This window comes from Geodermatophilus sp. SYSU D00079 (assembly GCF_054050635.1).
Genome location: NZ_JBJGZS010000018.1, coordinates 1 through 19,381, shown reverse-complemented (window position 1 = coordinate 19,381; position 19,381 = coordinate 1). Strand labels below are relative to the sequence as shown.

Genomic DNA, 19,381 nt, shown 5'->3' with positions numbered 1-19,381 from the left:
GCCGTCGGCGGCCGGTCACCTGCCGCGGTCAGGCCGTGGGCACCCCGTCGACCAGGGGGCGCAGCGCGTCGACGACGTCCTTCTGGTGCGGCTGGAGGTCCATGCCGCCGATCGCCGACAGGAAGTCGAGGAACGGGTCCTCCACCTCGGTGCGGACGCCGCTGAGCTGCTCGATGGTGGCCAGCCCGCAGAAGGGCACGTACGCCGCGGAGTAGCCGCCCTCGTGCACGATCAGCAGCCGCCCGCCGGCGGTCTCGGTCGCGACCTCGCCGATCATCCGGGTCATCTCCCGGTAGGCGCCGGAGTGCAGCATCTGCCGGCCCAGCGGGTCCAGCGCGCTGCTGTCGAAGCCCGAGGCGACGAACACGAACTCCGGGGCGAAGCGGCGCAGCGCCGGCAGCACCAGCGTCTCGACCGCGTAGAGGTAGCCGCCGACGCCGGTGCCCGGGGGGAGCGGGACGTTGATGTTCGCGCCTGCCCCCGCACCCTCGCCGGTCTCGTCGCCGGCCCCGCTCTCGTGCGGGTAGTAGGAGTCCTGGTGCAGGGAGATCGTCAGCACCTCGGCCTCCCCGTAGAAGGCCTGCTGGGTGCCGTTGCCGTGGTGGACGTCCCAGTCGACCACCGCGATCCGCCGCACGCCGTGCACGGCCTGCAGGTGGCGGGCGGCGATCGCCACGTTGGAGAACATGCAGAACCCGCGGCCGCGGTCGCGCTCGGCGTGGTGGCCGGGCGGGCGGATCAGCGCGTAGGCGTTGTCGACCGCCCGGCTGTGGACGGCCTCGGCGGCGACGATCGCGCCCCCGGCGGCGAGCATCGCGATCTCGTAGCCGCCCGGGCCGAACGGCACCAGCTCCCCGGCGTCCCCGCCGCCGGAGTTCGACAGCTCCTCCATCCGGTGCACGTACTCCTCGTCGTGCACCCGGCAGACCTCCTCGACCGTGGCCTGGCGGGCGTCCAGCCACCGCAGCTGCCTGGAGAGGCCGGAGGCGTCGAGGAGGTTCTTCAGCCGGCGCTTGGTGCGGGGGTTCTCGGCGTGCTCGTCGGGCTCGATCCAGCCGCCCGCGGGGATGAACGCGCCCGCCGAGCGGGTGTCCCACCACATGTACTTCTCGTCCCACAGTGCGCCGGTCGCCATCGCCGTCCTCCTCCGAGCGGGGCCCGTTCCCCTGCGGGGAGGGAACCGGGAACGGCGCGCGGGCTCAATGGGCGGTTCTGCCCATGCGCCTAGCGGCCCCGCCGCACCGCGTCCGGCGTCCGGCCGAAGGCGGCCCGGAACCCCCGGCCGAAGGTGCCGGCGTCGCGGAAGCCCCAGCCGTGCGCCACGGCGGCCACCGTCACCGCCGTCCCCCGCCGGGCCAGCTCCCGCGCCGCGCCCTCCAGCCGGCGCCGGCGCACGAAGCCGGCCGGGGTCAGCCCGCGCGCGGCGAACAGGGCGTACAGCGAGCGCTCGCTGACGTAGGCGCCGGCCGCGATCGCCGCCGGCGTCAGCGCCGGGTCGCGCAGGTGCGCCTCCACGTGCGCGGTGACCCGCGCCCAGGCCGCGGCGTCCGGCGGCGGGGCTGCGTCGTCCGGTGGGGCGAGGGCACCGGCCAGCAGGCCGACGGCGGCGTCGGCGACCGGCTGCCCGAGCCGCCCGTCCAGCGACCCGGCGGCGGCGAGGGTCGTCCCGAGGAGCGCGGTGAGCAGGCGGGCGGCGGCCGGGTCGAGCAGGCCGCTGCGCGCGCCGGGCAGCCGGGACGACGGCACGAGCAGCGTCCACTTGTGCAGCCGGCCCGGCACCCGGAACCGCACCGGCTCGTCGGCGCGCCACAGCAGCGCCGCGCCGGGGCCGAGGGCCACCCGCTCCCCGCCGGCCTCCACCTGCTCGACCCCGGACCGCACGAACAGCACCCCGACGACGTCGTCGTCCGTCACCGCCAGCTGCGCGCGCCCGCGGGAACCGGAGCACGGGCCGCAGCGGCAGTCGACCAGCGTGAGGTCGCCGACCCGGTAGCGGGTGAGGCCGACCGGGCCCGGCACGGGCTCACCCGGGGTCAGCGACCACGGCAGGTGGGTCGCGCTGACCACCTCGCGGAAGGCGTCGTCCCGGTCGGTGGCGGGCACGTCGGCGGCGTCCCACCGTTCCGCGACCAGGGTCATGGAGGCCTCCCGCCGGCGCCGCTGCCGTGCCCGGCAGCCAACCCCGGCCCGCCGGGTGCGGCAAGACCTGCACGCATCGCCGGGGACCGTGCAGGCATCGTCGCGACGCCGGCCGCGCCCGCGCGGGACGGTCGGCGGCATGCGAGAGGACATCGAGTTCGCGACCGAGGACGGCGTCACCCTGCGCGGGTGGCACTACTCCCCCGAGGGCGCCACCGACACCCGGGCACCGCTGGTCGTCATGGCACACGGCTTCTCCGCCACCAAGGAGATGTACCTGGACGACTTCGCCGAGCACTTCGCCGCGGGCGGCCTCGGCGTGCTCGTCTACGACAACCGCAACCTGGGCGCCAGCGACGGCACGCCCCGCGGCGAGCTGGACCCGTGGCAGCAGATCCGCGACTACCGCACGGCCATCACCTGGGCGCAGACCCGGCCGTGGTGCGACCCGGACCGCATCGGTGTGTGGGGGTCGAGCTACAGCGGCGGGCACGTGCTCGTCGTCGCCGCGCTCGACCGGCGGGTGAAGGCCGTCGTCTCGCAGGTGCCGCTGGTCAGCGGACTGGCCAACGCCCGCCGGCTGATCCGCGCCGACGCCCTCGCCGGGCTGCGGCAGATGTTCGACGCCGACCGGGCCGCCCGCTACGCCGGCCAGGACCCGGTGATGATCCAGGTCGCCTGGGAGAAGGAGCCCGACGAGGCGTGCGCGCTGCCCACCCAGGACACCCACGACTTCTTCCTGGGGCCGATCCTCGACCGCGCGACGACCTGGCGGAACGAGGTCACGCTGCGCTCGGTGGAGATGTTCACCGAGTACGAGCCCGGCGCCTACATCGGCCAGATCGCGCCCACCCCGCTGATGCTGGTCGTCGCCGCGCAGGACCACCTCACCGTCGCCGACCTGACGCTGGAGTACTACGAGCGCGCGCGGCACCCCAAGGAGCTGCTGGTGCTGCCGGTCGGGCACTTCGACGCCTACACCGGCTACTCGTTCCAGCGCTCGGCCCCCGCCCAGCTGCGCTGGTTCCAGCAGCACCTGCGCTGAGCGGCGCGCCCGGCTCCCCGCGACGCCGCGCGCGGGGCGCCGGGACGGCGGTCAGGCCTGCGGGGGCGCCTGGTCGGAGTTGAAGATGTCGATCCCGAACTTCCAGGAGCCGTCGGGCTGCCGCCGGTGGACGACGACGTACTTGCCGCTGTCCACGACCGCCCCGCCGGCGCGGATCTCGTACTGCCCCTCCTCGACGGCCAGGTCGCCCTGCTCCTCGAGGGTCAGCGTCTTGAGCGCACCGCCCTCCACGCCCTGGTCGACCATGCCCTTCCAGAACTCCTCGATCGCGGCCCGGCCCTCGACCGCCGGGAACCCGGGCGCCAACACGCGGCCGTCGGGCGCGTAGACCGACGCCATCATCGCGGCGTCCCTCGTCTCCAGCCCCTTCACGAAGGTGGCGTTCAGGGCGTCGATGTCGCTGCGGCTCATGGTGTCCTCCTCGACGGTGCAGACCCCCAGCCTCGAACCGTCCGCGGGCGCCGGACAGGGACCTCCGACCCGTCGCGCCGACCGTCCCGGCGGGTGGAGGATCGCCGCTCGACGCGGGCAGCGGTGCCCGCCGACCGACGAGGAGCGGACCATGGAGGTCTCCGAGTACACCGAGCACGACGCCACCGCGCTGGCCGAGCTGATCGCTGCCGGCAAGGTCTCCGCGGCCGAGGTGCAGATCGCGGCGCGCCGGGCCGTCGAGTCCGTGGACGGCGAGCTGAACGCCCTGGTCGGCGAGCTGTTCGAGCGGCCGCTGGAGCACGACGCGTCCGGCCCGTTCGGCGGCGTCCCGTTCGCGATCAAGGACCTCGTGCTGCACGCCGAGGGCATCCCGCAGCGGGCCGGGTGCCGGATGCTCGGGCCGGGTGTCCCGTATCCCTACGACACCGCGCTGATGCGCCGCTTCCGCGCGGCCGGGCTGGCGGCCATGGGGGTCACGGCGACACCGGAGTTCGGGTTCAACGCGAGCACCGAGTCCGTCGCCAACGGTCCGACCCGCAACCCGTGGGACACCTCCCGCTCCCCCGGTGGCTCCAGCGGCGGGTCGGCGGCCCTGGTCGCCGCCCGCGCGCTGCCGGTCGCGCACGCCAACGACGGCGGCGGGTCGATCCGCATCCCGGCCGCCGCCTCCGGTCTGGTCGGGCTCAAGCCCAGCCGCGGGCGCGTGACCGTCGCCCCCGACTACGCCGACCCACTGCTGGGGCTGGGCATCGAGTTCGCGGTCACCCGCACGGTGCGCGACGCGGCCGGCCTGCTCGACGCCGTCCACGGGTCCGAGCCCGGCGATCGCTACCTCCTGCCCGCCCCGGCGACGACGTTCGCCGACGCGGCCCGCCCGCCGACGGGACGGCTGCGGGTGGCCGTCTCCACCGCCGCGCCGAACGGGGTGCCCGTCGACCCGGCGTGCGTCGCGGCGGTCGAGGCCGCCGCCCAGGCGCTGGAGCGGGCGGGACACACCGTCGAGGAGGCCGTGCCCGGGTTCGACGTCGCGGCCTTCGACGACGCCAACCTCAAGGCGTGGTGCAGCTTCCTCGCCGATGCCGCGCACGGGGTCGCCGCGGCGGTCGGCGTCGAGCTGTCCACCGCGGTGCTCGAGCACACGACGCTCGCCTGCGCGGAGTACGGCGCCACCCTGACCGCGCTGGACATGTACGCCGTCGACCGCGTCTTCAACGCCACCACCCGCACGCTCGCCCGGTTCCTCACCGACCACGACGTGTGGCTCACCCCGACGACCGCGGCTCCCAACACGGTGCTCGGTCACCTGAACGCGGACGACCCCTCGCTGGACGCCCGCGGCTGGTACGACCGGATCTTCTCCTTCGCGCCGTTCACCGCCTGGTCGAACGTGACCGGGACGCCGGCGATCTCGGTGCCGGGGACACCGTCGCCCGAGGGCTGGCCGGTCGGCGTCCAGGTGGTCGGGCGCTACGCGGCGGAGGAGACCCTGCTCGGGATCGCCGCCCTGCTGGAGGAGGCACTGCCCTGGGCCGACCGCCGCCCCGCCGTCGTCGCCCGCTGACCTGTCCACGCGGATGCTCGTGCTCTGCCCACTCCCGTGGGCAGAGCACGAGCTCCCGCGGACCACCACGGTCGGCGGGGGCGGACCGGCGGACAGGCGCGCGCGGACGCGCCGGCTCAGCCGGCGGGGACGCCCCGGACCTCCTGGCCCAGCCGGTCGGGCTCCAGCACCGCCCGGCGGTGGGCGGTGGCGCGCATCGCGCCGTCGGGCCGGGGCAGCCGCCGGGACTTGTTGCGGGTGCGCGACTCGACCAGCCCCGGCGGCGGCACACGGGGCACGTTGCCGACGATCTCGTCGATGATCCCGTGGCGCTCCTCGTGGGCCGCGCCGCCGTCCTCGCAGCACATGATCCAGCGGATCTCCTCCGGGCTCAGCCCGCGGTCGTGCAGCGCGAGCACCTGCTCGCGCCACCGCAGCGCGACCTCCGCCGCGGAGGCCGGATGACCTGCCGGAGCCGCCATCTGCCGGGTGGCCAGCTCGATCTGTCTGACCTCGAGGGCCTTCTGCTCCAGCCCCAGCCGGTACTGCGTCAGGGCGGTGATGGCGCTGACCACGAGCGCGGCGACGGCAGCGACGCCGATGATCCAGTCAGGCACGGCGACCCCCATCTCATTCCGGAACGAGACAGGGTCATCTTGAGCGCGCGCGACACGCCCGAGCAAAGGGAACGGCGCGGCACACCGGCGAACCGGACCGGCGGTACAGGCTCCGCCTCAGGGAGTGCGCCCCGACCCCAGCAACGTGCGGGTCATCGCGTTGCGCGTGTCCAGCAGCTCGTCCAGCCCGGCGGTGAGATCGGCGGCGGAGACCGCCAGCGGGCCGTCCGCCGTGCGCTCGGCGGCGAACAGCGCGGCCCGCCGGAGCAGCTCCTTGAGGAACGACGCGGTGACCCCGTCGGTCCGGTCCAGGACGTCGTCCAGCCGCGAGACGTCCACGTCGAGCTCCCCGCGGTAGAGCTCGAACAGCGCCCGGCGCGCCTCGCGGTCGGGCAGCGTCAGCTCGACGGCCTGGTCCACCCGCCCCGGCCGCGCGGCCAGCGCCGGCTCCAGCAGGTCGGCACGGTTGGTGGTCAGCAGGAACACCACGTCGGCGTCCTCAGCCAGCCCGTCCATCTCGTTGAGCAGCTGGAACAGCAGCGGGTGCTGGCCGGGGTGCATGCCGCGGTCCTCGGCGATGAGGTCGACGTCCTCCACCACGACCATCGCCGGCTGCAGCGCGCGGGCCACCGAGCAGGCCTCGGCGATCAGGTGCAGCGCGCCCCCGGTCAGCTGGACGACGGTGGTGTCGGGCAGCCGCCCGGCGAGGTAGCGCACCGTGTGCGTCTTGCCGACCCCGGGCGGGCCGTAGAGCAGCAGCCCCCGCTTGAGGTGCTGGCCGGCGGCGAGCAGCCGCTCCTTGTGCCGGGCGACGTCGACGACCTGCCGCTCGATCTCGGCCATCGTCCCGGCGTCGAGCACCAGCTGACCGGCGGCCAGGCTCGGCCGGCGGTGGAACTGCAGCAGCGTCCGCCCGTGGCCGAACACCTCACCGCCGAAGGACAGCACCTGGCCGCGGAACACGTTCTCCCGCTCCGCGGCCGCCCGGATCCCCCGCACCGCGGCCACGGCGGTGGCGGGGTCGGTCGACAGCGCCTGCACCGACACCCGGTCGATCCCGGTCTCGGGCTCGGCGCCCCGCACCAGCAGCGCCGTCCGGGCCCCGCCGTCCTCCACCAGGAGGACCGCGCAGCGCAGGCACGGCCGGGTCTCGCCGTCCGGCCCGCACGGCAGGTTGACCGTCGCCGCGTTGCCCGGGCGCAGGCCGAACGGGCCGGCCTGCTCACCGACGCCGGTGAGCAGCTCGGCGAGGCCGAAGTGCTGGTGCCGGAAGTTGACCAGGCCGACCAGCTCGGCGGTCCGGCCGGCCAGCCACGCGTCCAGCCCGGCCTGCACGTTGACGTGCTCGTAGGCCGGCCAGGTCTCCTCGACGACGTCCCCGCCGCTGCCGGCCGCACCGAGGTGGCCGGTCAGCAGCGCGGCGAGGGTCACCTGCTCGTCGGCGCGGGCCGCCCGGGTCACCGCCCGGACCCCGCGGCGGGCCAGCTTGCCCAGGTCGGCGAGCTCCAGCGGCCGGCCGTCGGTCGCCACCCGCTCGGGTGCCGCTGCGGGCACGTACGCGCTCCATCCCCGTGTCACCGCGGCAGCGTGGCAGGTCACCGCACGGCTGACCATCCGTTTCCGGTCGCCGCCGTACCGTGGGCGCCGCACGGGGAACCAGCAGCAGGAGGGGCACGACAGGGTGACGACGGACCTGGACAGGCGCACGACGACCGTCGAGGCCGCGGCCGGGCTCGGCGACCAGCTGGTCGACGCCTGGGGCAGCTGGGGGCCCAACATGACCCCGGACGCCCGGCGCGTGGCGTTCATCAGCGACCGTACCGGCACGCCGCAGGTGTGGATCCAGGACGTCGTCCTCGACGGCACCATCCCGCCCGCCCGGCGGATCCACCTCTCCGACGACCCCGTCGTCTCGGTCCGGTGGGCGGCCGACAGCGGCTGGCTCACCTGCGAGGTCGCCACCGACGGCGGCGTCCGGACGGCGGTGTGGGTGGTCCGCCCCGACGGGACCGACGCCCGCCGCATCGCCGGTGACTCCGAGACCCACGCCGAGCTGGGCCCCTGGACCCGCAGCGGGCACCGCTTCGTCGTCACCCTCCCCGGGGCGGCCGGGCAGCCGACCCGGGCCTACCTCGCCGACCCGGCGACCGGCCGGCTGGACCCGCTGGCCGAGGGCGGCCTCATCCACGTGCTGGACGTGTCGCTGGAGGAGCGGTTCATCGTCGTCCGCGACGGCGAGCGCGGGCAGCAGTACGTGGTGGTCGTCGACCGGCTCACCGACCAGGACCTCAGCGTGCTGCCGCACGGCGCGACCGGCTCCACCGACGTCGCGCTGATCCGGCCCGCGCCGGAGGACCACTCCGGCCCGGTCTACGTCTACCTCGCCTCCGACGTCGGCCTCCCCCGCCGCCAGCTGATCGGCCTGCCGTTCGGGCCCAACGGCTGGCGCGGCGAGCCCCGCACGCTGGCCGCCCGCGACGACGCCGAGCTGGAGTTCGTCGACGCCGACGACGCCGGGAAGCTGCTGCTCCTGGTGTGGAACGTCGCCGGCCGCAGCGAGCTGGAGCTGATGGACACCGCCACCGGCGGGCGGACCCCGATCTCCGGGCTGCCCGGGCTGGTGGCCGCCAACCCGGTGCTCAGCCGCGACGGCGGCAGCGTGGTGCTCGGCGTGCAGGGGCCGACCCGCCCGCGCGAGCTGTGGCACCTGGACACCACCACGCACGCGTGGACGCGGGTGACGTCGGCTCCCCCGCTGCCGACGCAGCGGCTCGTCGTCCCCACGCTGCAGACCTTCCCCGCGCACGACGGCCTGCCGCTGACCGGCTGGCTGTACCGGGCCCCCGCGGGGCTCAAGCGCCCCGGTCCGGCCGTGGTCTACCTGCACGGCGGCCCCGAGGCGCAGGAGCGGCCGACCTTCCACCCGGAGCACCAGGCGCTGGCCGCCGCGGGGATCACCGTCTTCGCGCCCAACATCCGCGGCTCGTCGGGGTTCGGCCGGGAGTTCGTGCACGCCGACGACCTGCACCTGCGGTACGCCGCGTTCGCCGACGTCCTCGCCGCCGCCGAGTACCTGGTGGCGGAGGAGATCGCGCCCAAGGACCGGATCGCGGTCAGCGGCCGCTCCTACGGCGGGTACCTGACGCTGGCGTCGCTGGCGTTCTCCCCCGGCGTCTTCGCCGCCGGGGTCGACATCTGCGGCATGTCCGACCTGGTCACCTTCTACCGGGACAGCGAGCCGTGGATCGCCGCGGCGGCCGTGTCGAAGTACGGGCACCCCGAGCGCGACCGCGCGCTGCTGGAGGACATCTCCCCGCTGGCCTCGGCGCACCGGATCGACGCGCCGCTGCTCGTGGTCCACGGCGAGCACGACACGAACGTGCCCCTGGGCGAGGCGCAGCAGATCGTCGCGGCGCTGCGCGCGATGGACCGGCCCGTGGAGTACCTCGAGCTGGCCGGGGAGGGGCACGACTACCGGCGCGCGGACTCCCGCAAGCTGCTGGTCCGCACGATGCTGGGCTTCCTCGCCGACGCCCTCGACGGCGCCGCGCCGGCCGATCCCGCCGGGTCGCCGGACGACGTCGCGGAGGTGAGCCTGGAGGAGTGACCGACCCCTTCGCCCTCGACCGGTTCGTGCAGGCCCAGGACGGCGGTGTGTACGAGGCGGCGCTGCGCGAGCTGCGGGCCGGGGCCAAGCGCGGCCACTGGATGTGGTTCGTGTTCCCCCAGGTGGCCGGACTCGGCCGCAGCTCCACCGCCCAGCACTACGCGGTCTCCGGCCTGCCCGAGGCGCAGGCCTACCTCGACCACCCGGTGCTCGGCCCGAGGCTGGTCGAGTGCGCGCAGGCGCTGCTGGACCTCGGCACGACCGACGCCGTCCGGGTGCTCGGGCCGGTCGACGCGGTCAAGCTGCGCTCGTCGATGACGCTGTTCGAGCGGGCCGAGCCGGAGGCCGCCGTCTTCGGTGCGGTGCTGGACCGCTTCTTCGGCGGCGAGCGCGACGAGGCGACGCTCACCCGTGTCTGAGCGGCGCACCGCAGTCCGATCGACCAAGCTGGGGACGTGAGCGAGCAGAGCAGCGGCTACGTCACCGGCGGCGAGTACCAGCGGGACTCGAACTACATCACCGACCGGATCACCGCCGACGGCTCCGGGGGGTGGCCGGTGGAGGCCGACCGCTACCGGCTGGTCGTCGCGCGTGCCTGCCCGTGGGCGAACCGCGCGGTCATCGTGCGCCGGCTGCTGGGGCTGGAGAAGGTCATCTCGATGGGCATGTGCGGGCCCACCCACGACGAGCGCAGCTGGACCTTCGACCTCGACCCCGGCGGCCGGGACCCGGTGCTGGGCTACGAGCGGCTGCAGGAGGCCTTCCTCGCCCGCTTCCCGGACTACGACCGCGGCATCACCGTGCCCGCCATCGTCGACGTCCCCACCGGCCAGGTGGTCACCAACGACTTCGCGCAGATGACGCTGGACCTCTCCACCGAGTGGACGGCGTTCCACCGCGACGGCGCCCCCGACCTCTACCCCGAGCACCTGCGCGAGGAGATGGACGAGGTCATGCAGCGGGTCTACACCGAGGTCAACAACGGGGTGTACCGCTGCGGCTTCGCCGGCGACCAGGCGGCCTACGACGCGGCCTACGACCGGCTGTTCACCGCGCTGGACTGGCTGTCCGACCGGCTGGCCGGCCGGCGGTTCCTCATGGGCGACACCATCACCGAGGCCGACGTCCGGCTGTTCACCACGCTGGCCCGCTTCGACGCCGTCTACCACGGCCACTTCAAGTGCAACCGGCAGAAGCTGAGCGAGATGCCGGTGCTGTGGGCCTACGCGCGCGACCTGTTCCAGACCCCCGGCTTCGGCGACACGATCGACTTCCCGCAGGTCAAGGAGCACTACTACGTCGTCCACGCCGACATCAACCCCACGGGCGTCATCCCCCAGGGACCGGACACGTCGAACTGGCTGACCCCGCACGGCCGCGAGGAGCTCGGCGGCGCCCCCTTCGGCGAGGGCACCCCGCCCGGGCCGGTCGCCGAGGGCGAGCAGGTCCCCGCTGACCACGGGCCGGGCGGCATCGGCCACCGCTGACCGCGCCGGCGCGGCACCATCGCGGGATGCGCCGTCGCGCCGCCGCCGTCCTGGCCCTGCTGCTCGCCCTGCCGGCCTGCCAGGCCGGCTCGCCCGCCGCCGACCGCAGCGAGCCGCCGGGCCGTCCGACCGGTGCCGAGCCGACCGAGCGCGCCGGCCCGACCGGGGACACGGGCGCACCGGACGCCGCGGCCCCCAGCCGCAGCGTGATCCTGGTCGTCGGGGACGGCATGGCCGCGGCCCACCGCGAGGCCGGCCGGCTGGACCAGGAGGGCACCGACGGGCAGCTGGCCATGGACGCCCTGCCCGTGCGCGGCGAGCAGACCACCGACCCGGCCGACGGCGGGGTCACCGACTCGGCGGCGGCCGCCTCGGCGTGGGCCACCGGGCGGAAGACCGCCACCGGCGCGATCAGCGTCGACGCCGACGGCGACCCGCTGCCCACGCTGGGCGCCGAGGCAGCCGCCGCCGGCAAGGCGACCGGTCTGGTGACGACCGCCGAGGTCACCGACGCCACCCCCGCCGCGTTCTTCAGCAACGTCGACGACCGGGGCGAGGACGAGGAGATCGCCCGCCAGTACGTGGAGGTCACCCACCCCTCCGTCGTCCTCGGGGGCGGCGCGGACACGTGGGAGTCCGGGGACCTCGCCGGGGAGGCGCTGGACTCCGGCTACGGCTACGTGACCGACGCCGAGGGGCTCGCCGCCGCCGACGGCGGCCGGCTGCTCGGCCTGTTCGCCGACGAGGAGATGTACGGGGAGGGCCGGCCGGAGGTGTCCCTGGCGACCATGACGACCGCGGCGCTGGAGGTGCTGGCCGCGGACGAGGACGGGTTCTTCCTGCTCGTCGAGGAGGAGGGCGTCGACGGCGCCAGCCACGACAACGACGACCTCGGGCTGCTGGAGGCCATGCGCTCGCTGGACGACGCGGTCGAGGTCGCGCGGGACTTCGTCGCCACCCACCCCGACACGCTGCTCATCGTCACCGGGGACCACGAGACCGGCGGGCTGACCGTCGACGACGGGGGCCGCGGCGACCTCCCGGTGGCCGGCGGCGACGGCACGTTCCGGTTGAGCTGGGACACCGGCGGCCACACCGGCGAGCCGGTGCCGGTGACCGCCGAGGGCCCGGGCAGCGAGCAGCTGACCGGCACCTACCCGAACACCCACCTGCACGAGGTCATGCGCTCGGCCCTGCTCGGCTAGCAGCCGGCCCCCGTCAGGGCGGCGCCGGCGGGAGCGCCCGCGCCGAGGTCCACACCGAGGACCAACGGGTCGTGGTCGCTGGAGCGGTGGGGGTCCGGCGCGTAGAGGGCGGGGTCGCCGTCGTACTGGTAGGCCGAGGACTCCACGGCGTTGACGTTCCAGTGCGCCAGCCCGGTGACCCGCGCGGTCAGCGACGGCGTGGCCAGGGCGTGGTCCAGCGAGCCGGACCGGCCGTCGAACACGTAGCTGTACCGCTCCGGGTCGAACCGCTGCCCGAGGTCGGTGAGGCCGGCGTCCCGCAGCGCCTGGACCGGGTCCTCCTGCGTGTAGGCGTTGAGGTCGCCGAGGACGACGACGTCCGGGTCGGTGGCGCCCAGCCGCTCGACGAACCCCGCCAGCGAGCGGGCCTGACGGACGCGGTCGCCGTTCCACGCCCCCTGCCCGTCCCCGCTGTCGGCGTTGTCGCCGGTGGCCCGGTCGCCGGAGCCCTTGGACTTGAGGTGGGTGGCGACGACGGTGAGCACCTCCCCGCCCCGGTCGAAGGTCTGCGCGACCGGTTCGCGGGCGTTGCCCCACACCGTCTCGTCGACCAGCCCGACCGGGTCGCCGACCGGGGTGACCACGTCGGCGCGGAAGACGATCGCGTTGCGGATGACGTCGCGGTCGACGCCGTACAGCTCGGCCGGCAGCGGCACGTACGCCCACGGCTCGCCGGTGCGCTGCTGCAGGCGGGCCACGAGGTCGGCGAGGGCGCGGTCGGCGTCGCCGGGGGCGAGGCCGGTGGAGTCGGTGTCCTCGACCTCCAGCAGGGCGACGACGTCGGCGTCCAGGCCGTCGACCGCCGCGACCACCTTGGCGGCCTGCTCCTCGAACTCCGCGTCGGTGCGGGCGCCACGCGCGTCGGGGCCGCTGCGGGTGAGGAAGTAGTTGAGCACGTTGAACGCGCCGATCCGCAGGTCCCCGCCGACGTCGTCCGGTGCGGCCGGCCGGGTGTCCTGCGGGCCGAGCAGACCGTCGGCCGTGCCGTCGGCGGGCTGGAGCCGCCACTGGCCGAAGCCCCAGCCGAGGACCACCGGCTCGGTGAGCCGCACCGCGTCGCCCACCCGCACCGGCGTGGTCGGCGACAGGTACGGCCGCGTCGTGACGTCGACCCGGGCGGTGCGCCCGTCGTCGAGGACGACGGCGCGTCGCGCGTCGTAGGCGGCCACCGCGTCCGCGGCCGGACCGGGCCGGGCCACCTCGGTGGGCTGCACCAGCACTCCGCCCTCGGACAGGGTGAGCTCGCCGAAGCTGGTCAGGTCGAACACGTCGCTCACCGTCAGGACGTCGGCGGGCTCGACCAGCACGCCCTCCAGGCGCTCGCGGACCGCGTCGCCGGCGGGCAGGTCGAGGACGGCGGGGGCCGGGAGCCCGGCGTCCTCCGCGCAGACGGTGACGTCCGAGGGGGCGCTGACCTGCGTCTGCCCGTGGAACTCCTGGGCCTGCCCGGTGACGGTGACCGTGTCCCCCAGGGCCACGGGCACCTCGCTGACGACGAAGACCCCGTCGGAGGTGGCGTCGTCCCCGTCGCCGTCGGGGTCCTGGAGCGCGAAGCCGGACAGGCCGGGCAGGTCGCCGACGACGACGCCGGAGACGGTGACCTGCTGCCCGTCCAGCGGGGTGGTGTCGCCGCTGCCCTGCACCGCCCCGACCTCGTGCGTGGGGGTCGTGGCGCAGCCGGCCGCCCGCGCCGGGGCGGGCGCGGCGAGGCCGGCGAGGACGAGGGCGGCGACGCCGAGGACGGCGGGGCGCGGGGACGGGAGCACGGGCGCTCCTCTCGTCGGGACGACGCTGTCCCTCACGGTAGGTGGCCCCGCGGTGACCTGCCGCCCGGACGGCGTCGTCGCGCCGGGCATGTCGGGACGCCCGCGGGGCCGGCATCGGCCAGGCTGGGACGGTGGCTGCCGGCCCTCCCCTCGACCTGCCGAGCGCGGGGCCGGAGCCGCTCCCGTTCGACGTCGCCGTCGCCGCCGTCCTCGGCTACGCCCTCGGCAAGCGACCGCTGCGCTTCCGCTCGCCGAGCGTGCCGCAGGGCCGGTGGCTGCAGGTCGCCGCCTTCGGCTACGTCCGGTTCGACGGCCGGCCGCGCGCCACCGGCCCCCTCGGGGACGACGACGTGCTCGCCGCCGAGGGCCTGCACGGCCGGCTCGCCCGCGACGGGTGGACGGCGGTGCGGCGGGCCCTGGACGACGTCCGGGACCTGGCCGACGCCGCCACCGCCCGGGCCGCCGGACGCGCGTTCTGGGAGCTGCCGGCCGAGGAGTTCTCGGTGCTCGGCGAGCCCGGCACGGTGGGCGCCACGCTGCGCGCCCTGTCCGGGCTGGGCTCGGTCCGGGAGTCCAGCTACGTCGCGGCCGCGCTGCACCACCGGCGTCCGGAGCTGTTCCCGCTGCTCGACGGCACGACGCTGCGCCAGTTCTGGCCGCACGTCGAGGAGGGCGACAGCGGGGTCGCGGCGGTGGTGCACCGCGAGCTGGTCGCCAACGCCGAGGCGTTCGAGGCGCTGGAGACGACCATCGCCGCGCGGGTCGACGGGACGGCGCTCGCGCGGCTGCGGCTGCACGACGTCCTGGTGTGGCTCAGCGGCAGCCTGCGGCTGACCCACGCCGTCGCGCTCGGCCGGGCGCTCGCGGAGCCGGGCTGAGGCTCACGCGATGCGGATGCGGAGCCGCCGGAAGCCGCGGCCCTTGTTCTCCATCTTGACGACCTCCACCCGCCCGACCATCGCCGTCGACGCGACGTGGGTGCCGCCGTCGGCCTGGGTGTCGAGGCCGACGATGTCGACGATCCGCACCACCTCGATGTCGGGCGGCAGCAGGTTGGTCGCCGTCCGGATGATGTCGGGGATCGCGAACGCCTCCTCCCGCGGGAGGGTCCTGACCTCGATGCGGCGGTCGGCGGCGATCTCGGCGTTGACCGCCTCGGCGACCCGCTCCTTGAAGTCGGCCGGCACCTCGGCCAGGTCGAAGTCCATGCGGGCGGTCAGCGGCTCCATGTTGCCGCCGGTGACCAGCGCGCCGAAGTCGCGGAACACCACGCCGGTGAGCACGTGCAGGCCCGAGTGCGTGCGCATCAGCCGGGTACGGCGCTCGTCGTCGAGCGCGCCGCGCACCGCCGTCCCCGGGTGCGGCACCGGGTCCCCCTCGACCGGGACCAGGTACAGCTCGTCGCCCGTGCGGGTGCCGGCGATCCGCGTGCGGACGCCGCCCCACAGCAGCACGCCCTCGTCCGGTGGCTGGCCACCACCGCCCGGGTAGAAGGCGCTGCGGTCGAGGACGATCCCCTGCTCCGGGTCGGCCGCCACCACGATCGCGTCCCACTCGCGGACGGTCGCGTCGGCGAGGTCGAGTCGGTGGGTGTGCCCGTGCCGGCCGGTCGCGCTGGTCATCCCCCGCATGCTGCCGGGTCGTCACGGCGACGACCACCCCCACTGTATGAGAATGATTGTCGTTTGCGTTAAGTTGGCCGGGCACCATCCCCCCGACCGACTGGAGCCCCTGTGAACCGCCTCCGCGCCCGGCGCGCGCCCGCACTGGCCGCCGTCCTCCCGCTCGCCCTCGTCGTGGGGTGCGCCTCGACCGACGCCGGCCGGCCGGCCGCCGCCCCCACCACCAGCCCCGCCGGGGACGGGCACGACGCCGGGGAGGCCACCGCCACCGAGGTCGGCGCCAGCGCCCCGCGCCTCGCGATCACCTACGACGGCGGCGTCCAGGTCCTCGACGCCGCGACCCTCCAGGTGCTCGCCGACGAGCCGGTCGAGGGCTTCGCGCGGCTCAACGAGGCGGGCGACGGCCGCCACCTCCTGGTGTCCACGACCGGCGGCTTCCAGGTCCTCGACGCCGGCACCTGGGCCGAGCCGCACGGCGACCACGCGCACTACTACACGGGCGAGCCGGAGCTCACCGACGTCACGTTCCCCGCCGAGCGGCCGGGCCACGTCGTCGCCCACGCCGGCCGGACCGTCCTGTTCGACGACGGCACCGGCCAGGTCACCGCCTTCGACAGCGACGCGGTCACCGACCCCGAGCGCGAGGTCCGCGAGTACACCACGCCCTCGGCGCACCACGGCGTCGCCGTCGAGCTGGAGGACGGCCGGATGCTCGTCTCCGACGGCACCGAGGACGGCGGCACCGGCGTCCGCGTGCTGGACGCGGCGGGGGCGGAGATCGCCGCCTCCGACGACTGCCCCGGCGTGCACGGCGAGACCGTGGCGGCCGGCGAGGCGATCGTCATCGGCTGCCAGGACGGCGCGGTCCTGTACGCCGGCGGCCGCCTCACCAAGATCGACAGCCCGGACGAGTACGGCCGCATCGGCAACCAGTTCGGCACGGAGGCCTCGCCGATCGTGCTCGGCGACTACGAGCGCAGCGCGGAGGACCGCTCCAGCACGGTCGCGCTGATCGACACCACGACCGCGCGGATGAGCCTGGTCGACCTGCCCGCGCCCTACTGGTACCGGTCGTTCGGCCGCGGCCCGGACGGCGAGGGCCTGGTGCTGACCTACGACGGCGCGCTGCAGGTCATCGACCCGGTCAGCGGGACGATCACCCGCTCCATCCCGGTCACCGCCCCCTGGGAGGAGTCCGACGACTGGCAGGACCCCCACCCCCAGGTCCACGTGGTCGACGGCATGGCCTACGTGACCGAGCCGGCCAGCAAGCACGTCCACGCCGTGGACGTCGAGAGCGGCGAGGTCTGGAAGAGCGCGCAGCTCGAGGTGACCCCGAACGAGCTCCGGGGCGTCTCCGGGGACGCCGAGGCGCACGACCACGCCGCGCACGACGAGGACGAGCACGCCGACGACGCGGACGCCTCCGAGTGACCCCGCCGCGTCCCCGCGCCGCCGTGTCGGTCCGACGGCTCGCCGGGCTGCTCACCGTCGCTCTCCTGGGCGCGCTGACCGCGTGCACCGGCGAGGCGGCGCGGGGCGCGGACGGCACCGTCGACGTCGTCACGACCTCACACCCCCTGCAGTGGGTGGCCGAGCAGGTCGGCGGCCCCCACGTCGAGGTCACCGACCTGGTGGGCAACGGCGCCGTCCACGGGTTCGAGCCCACACCCCAGCAGGTCGTCCGGCTCGGGCAGGCCGACCTCGTGCTGCACCAGTCCGGTGGCCTCCAGCCCGGGGTCGACGACGTGCTCGCCCAGCAGCCCCCGGACACCATGGTGGACGCCGCGTCCGTCGCCGACCTCGGCGGTGACCCGCACTTCTGGCTGGACCCGCTCCGGCTGGCCGAGGTCGCCCGGCAGGTCGGTGCCGCGGTGGCCGAGCTCGATCCCGGCGCGGCGGACGACGTCCGGTCCCGCGTCGCCGAGGTGGAGGCCGCCCTCGCGAGCCTCGACGAGGAGTACGCGACCGCGCTGGCCCCGTGCCGCGGAGCCACGCTGGTCACCGCCCACGAGGCGTTCGGCTACCTCGCCGAGCGGTACGGCCTCGAGCAGGCGGGCATCGCCGGCATCGACCCGGGCGTCGAGCCGACCCCCGCGCGGCTGCGCGACGTGGCCGAGGTCGTCCGTGACGCGGGGGTGCGCACGGTGTTCTTCGAGGCCACGACCTCGCCCGCGGTCGCCCGCACCCTCGCCGACGAGCTCGGCGTGACCACCGACGTGCTCCACCCGGTGGAGCGCGTCGCTGACGGCGAGGACTACCTGGGCCTGATGCGGCAGAACCTGTCGGCGCTGCAGCGCGGCCTGGTCTGCGACGGGTGAGGGGACCGCTCCGGCGGTCCTCCATCCGGCCGTCGCAGGTGCCCACCCGCCGCTCGCGGTGGGCACCTGCGACGCCGGAACTGTCGTACCCGCGAGTCAGGTGCACCGCCGTCGCTGGCACCACCGTCGAGAAGTCGACAGCTCGACACAGCGCCTCGTCGTCGAGACGACAAGCACCCGCGTCGACGAACGGACGAGTCCCCAGGTCGATGGAGGGCCCATCGCCTGCACCACCCTGCCGTCTGTGCCGCGACCACCACCGCACCAGCCCCCCGACATGCGTCCGGCCGGACAGGAGAACGCAGCGCATCGGGTCGATCAGGGGAGCAGCCCGCTCACGGCCAGGACGAAGACCAGCACCAGCGCGGCGACGACCACGGCGGCGAGACCGACGAGCATCCGCAGGGCTCGCCGCCTGCCCTGCCGGTTGTGGCGGAGACCTCGAGCCAGGTCGCCCCACCGGTCCACCTCACCGGCGGGCGAGTACTGGTCGTGCTCGTACCGCTCCATCGGCTTCCTCCGCATCCGGCCGGCTGCACGCCCACCGTCACCGTAGGACGAGAGGGCGCACCGGTCCGGGGCGTGGCCGCCGCAGCGCGGCGCGTGGCGGCCGTCGGGGCTCCCGGGCCCGGCGGCGACCGCCACGCCCGCCCGGCTCCCGGACCGTTGCCAGCCCCGCCCCCGGCGAGGACGCTGAACGACGCGGCGCTGCCGCACGGGCACCGCCGTCTCCATCGAGAGTCCCTCTGGAGAGGAGTGGTGGCATGTACGCCCGCTCGACCACCATCCACGGCAACCGCGAGGCCCTGGACGAGGGGATCGCCTACGTCCGCGACGAGGTGATGCCGATGGTCCAGCAGATGGACGGCTGCGTCGGCCTGTCCATGCTCGCCGACCGCGAGACCGGCCACTGCATCGTCACGACGTCCTGGCGCGACGCGGAGGCGATGCACGCCAGCGCGGAAGGCGTCCGGGCGTCCCGCGAGAAGGCGGCCACGATCTTCGGCGGCCAGCCGGAGGTGCACGAGTGGGAGGTCGCGGTCATGCACCGGATGCACGAGGCCCACCACGGCGCGTGCACCCGCGTCACCTGGATCCGCGCCGACCCCGACGCCATGGACCGCACCCTCGACGCCTTCCGCATGTCCCTGGTGCCGCGGATCGAGCAGCTCCCGGGGTTCTGCAGCGTCAGCCTCATGGTGCACCGGGCCGAGGGGATGGCCGTCTCCGCCGTCACCTACGACAGCCGGCTCGACATGGAGGAGACCCGCGAGCAGGCCCGCGGACTGCGCGACGAGTTCGCCCCGGCCATGGGCATCGCCATCACCGACATCGCCGAGTTCGACCTCGTGCTGGCCCACCTGCGGGTGCCGGAGACCGCCTGAACAAGGACCCCGTCCTCCCCACCCCTCGCGAGCTCGGGGCGGGCCCCGGGACGGGGCCAGAGGTACGGGACCCCGGGGGGGGGGGGGGGGGCGGGGGCGGGGCCGGCCCGCGCCGGGGGGCGGGGCGTCCCGGGGCGGGGGGGGGCGTCGGCGGG

18 protein-coding genes are annotated in these 19,381 nt (G+C 75.4%); 10 read left to right on the top strand and 8 right to left on the bottom strand.

All coding sequences use genetic code 11. From position 1 onward, the window contains the following. Positions 1-28: 28 nt before the first annotated feature. Positions 29-1,135: a class II histone deacetylase gene (locus ACI79E_RS14995; RefSeq protein ID WP_456933359.1), complete on the bottom strand. Its 1,107-nt coding sequence runs from the start codon at positions 1,133-1,135 to the stop codon at positions 29-31. Positions 1,136-1,224: 89 nt separating this feature from the next. Further along, positions 1,225-2,139 carry a helix-turn-helix domain-containing protein gene (locus ACI79E_RS14990; RefSeq protein WP_456933358.1) on the bottom strand — a complete coding sequence of 305 codons (915 nt, stop codon included), beginning with the start codon at positions 2,137-2,139 and terminating at the stop codon, positions 1,225-1,227. 139 nt (positions 2,140-2,278) lie between these two features. On the opposite strand from ACI79E_RS14990, the gene ACI79E_RS14985 reads away from it, so the two are divergent. Next, a complete protein-coding gene (locus ACI79E_RS14985) occupies positions 2,279-3,184 on the top strand; it encodes an alpha/beta hydrolase (RefSeq protein ID WP_456933357.1) in 906 nt (301 codons plus the stop codon). A gap of 51 nt (positions 3,185-3,235) precedes the next feature. Here ACI79E_RS14985 and ACI79E_RS14980 read toward each other — a convergent pair whose 3' ends face one another. Next, positions 3,236-3,616, bottom strand: coding sequence for a YybH family protein (locus ACI79E_RS14980; protein WP_456933356.1), 381 nt, complete (start codon positions 3,614-3,616; stop codon positions 3,236-3,238). Between the two features lie 151 nt (positions 3,617-3,767). On the opposite strand from ACI79E_RS14980, the gene ACI79E_RS14975 reads away from it, so the two are divergent. Continuing rightward, positions 3,768-5,198: an amidase gene (locus tag ACI79E_RS14975; RefSeq protein ID WP_456933355.1), complete on the top strand. Its 1,431-nt coding sequence runs from the start codon at positions 3,768-3,770 to the stop codon at positions 5,196-5,198. Positions 5,199-5,314: 116 nt separating this feature from the next. Here the strand turns inward: ACI79E_RS14975 and ACI79E_RS14970 are convergent, their stop codons facing one another. Both ACI79E_RS14970 and ACI79E_RS14965 read right to left on the bottom strand, forming a co-directional pair. Continuing rightward, positions 5,315-5,794 (bottom strand): hypothetical protein, encoded by a 480-nt coding sequence (locus ACI79E_RS14970; RefSeq protein ID WP_456933354.1) that lies wholly within the window; start codon positions 5,792-5,794, stop codon positions 5,315-5,317. 117 nt (positions 5,795-5,911) lie between these two features. Next, positions 5,912-7,348, bottom strand: a complete 1,437-nt coding sequence (locus ACI79E_RS14965) for an AAA family ATPase (RefSeq protein ID WP_456933353.1) — start codon at positions 7,346-7,348, stop codon at positions 5,912-5,914. A gap of 127 nt (positions 7,349-7,475) precedes the next feature. On the opposite strand from ACI79E_RS14965, the gene ACI79E_RS14960 reads away from it, so the two are divergent. The 4 genes from ACI79E_RS14960 to ACI79E_RS14945 are packed head-to-tail and all read left to right on the top strand — an operon-like array spanning position 7,476 to position 12,093. Then, positions 7,476-9,401, top strand: a complete 1,926-nt coding sequence (locus tag ACI79E_RS14960; protein ID WP_456933352.1) for a S9 family peptidase — start codon at positions 7,476-7,478, stop codon at positions 9,399-9,401. Continuing rightward, entirely contained in the window at positions 9,398-9,820 is a 423-nt protein-coding gene (locus ACI79E_RS14955) for a DUF1810 domain-containing protein (protein ID WP_456933351.1), read from the top strand. The genes ACI79E_RS14960 and ACI79E_RS14955 overlap by 4 nt, the downstream gene beginning before the upstream one ends. 36 nt (positions 9,821-9,856) lie before the next feature. Then, positions 9,857-10,888 (top strand): glutathione S-transferase family protein, encoded by a 1,032-nt coding sequence (locus tag ACI79E_RS14950; RefSeq protein WP_456933350.1) that lies wholly within the window; start codon positions 9,857-9,859, stop codon positions 10,886-10,888. Positions 10,889-10,914: 26 nt separating this feature from the next. Then, entirely contained in the window at positions 10,915-12,093 is a 1,179-nt protein-coding gene (locus ACI79E_RS14945; RefSeq protein ID WP_456933349.1) for an alkaline phosphatase, read from the top strand. Here ACI79E_RS14945 and ACI79E_RS14940 read toward each other — a convergent pair. Then, the gene (locus ACI79E_RS14940; RefSeq protein ID WP_456933348.1) at positions 12,090-13,898 is read right to left on the bottom strand and encodes an ExeM/NucH family extracellular endonuclease; all 1,809 of its coding nucleotides are present in this window, start codon (positions 13,896-13,898) and stop codon (positions 12,090-12,092) included. The two genes, ACI79E_RS14945 and ACI79E_RS14940, sit on opposite strands and share 4 nt — an antisense overlap. Before the next feature lie 131 nt (positions 13,899-14,029). Here ACI79E_RS14940 and ACI79E_RS14935 point away from each other — a divergent pair, with 131 nt between their 5' ends. Further along, positions 14,030-14,776: a DUF6308 family protein gene (locus ACI79E_RS14935; protein WP_456933347.1), complete on the top strand. Its 747-nt coding sequence runs from the start codon at positions 14,030-14,032 to the stop codon at positions 14,774-14,776. Positions 14,777-14,779: 3 nt separating this feature from the next. On the opposite strand, the gene ACI79E_RS14930 is transcribed toward ACI79E_RS14935, so the two are convergent. Continuing rightward, a complete protein-coding gene (locus ACI79E_RS14930) occupies positions 14,780-15,520 on the bottom strand; it encodes an alanyl-tRNA editing protein (protein ID WP_456933346.1) in 741 nt (246 codons plus the stop codon). A 111-nt stretch (positions 15,521-15,631) separates the two neighbouring features. Between ACI79E_RS14930 and aztD the strand changes: the two genes are divergently transcribed. Continuing rightward, on the top strand, positions 15,632-16,954 hold the full coding sequence (gene aztD, locus ACI79E_RS14925; protein WP_456933345.1) for a zinc metallochaperone AztD: 1,323 nt from the start codon (positions 15,632-15,634) through the stop codon (positions 16,952-16,954). 23 nt (positions 16,955-16,977) lie between these two features. Beyond that, positions 16,978-17,841, top strand: coding sequence for a metal ABC transporter substrate-binding protein (locus tag ACI79E_RS14920; protein ID WP_456933344.1), 864 nt, complete (start codon positions 16,978-16,980; stop codon positions 17,839-17,841). A gap of 318 nt (positions 17,842-18,159) precedes the next feature. On the opposite strand, the gene ACI79E_RS14915 is transcribed toward ACI79E_RS14920, so the two are convergent. After that, on the bottom strand, positions 18,160-18,351 hold the full coding sequence (locus ACI79E_RS14915; RefSeq protein ID WP_456933343.1) for a hypothetical protein: 192 nt from the start codon (positions 18,349-18,351) through the stop codon (positions 18,160-18,162). Between the two features lie 254 nt (positions 18,352-18,605). On the opposite strand from ACI79E_RS14915, the gene ACI79E_RS14910 reads away from it, so the two are divergent. Next, positions 18,606-19,226 carry an antibiotic biosynthesis monooxygenase gene (locus ACI79E_RS14910; protein ID WP_456933342.1) on the top strand — a complete coding sequence of 207 codons (621 nt, stop codon included), beginning with the start codon at positions 18,606-18,608 and terminating at the stop codon, positions 19,224-19,226. Positions 19,227-19,381 lie beyond the last annotated feature (155 nt).

Bases quoted from the DNA above. Each gene is read 5' to 3' on its own strand.
- ACI79E_RS14995 (WP_456933359.1), bottom strand. From the start codon at position 1,135: ATGGCGACCGGCGCACTGTGGGACGAGAAGTACATGTGGTGGGACACC.
- ACI79E_RS14990 (WP_456933358.1), bottom strand. From the start codon at position 2,139: ATGACCCTGGTCGCGGAACGGTGGGACGCCGCCGACGTGCCCGCCACC.
- ACI79E_RS14985 (WP_456933357.1), top strand. From the start codon at position 2,279: ATGCGAGAGGACATCGAGTTCGCGACCGAGGACGGCGTCACCCTGCGC.
- ACI79E_RS14980 (WP_456933356.1), bottom strand. From the start codon at position 3,616: ATGAGCCGCAGCGACATCGACGCCCTGAACGCCACCTTCGTGAAGGGG.
- ACI79E_RS14975 (WP_456933355.1), top strand. From the start codon at position 3,768: ATGGAGGTCTCCGAGTACACCGAGCACGACGCCACCGCGCTGGCCGAG.
- ACI79E_RS14945 (WP_456933349.1), top strand. From the start codon at position 10,915: ATGCGCCGTCGCGCCGCCGCCGTCCTGGCCCTGCTGCTCGCCCTGCCG.
- ACI79E_RS14930 (WP_456933346.1), bottom strand. From the start codon at position 15,520: ATGACCAGCGCGACCGGCCGGCACGGGCACACCCACCGACTCGACCTC.
- ACI79E_RS14915 (WP_456933343.1), bottom strand. From the start codon at position 18,351: ATGGAGCGGTACGAGCACGACCAGTACTCGCCCGCCGGTGAGGTGGAC.
- ACI79E_RS14910 (WP_456933342.1), top strand. From the start codon at position 18,606: ATGTACGCCCGCTCGACCACCATCCACGGCAACCGCGAGGCCCTGGAC.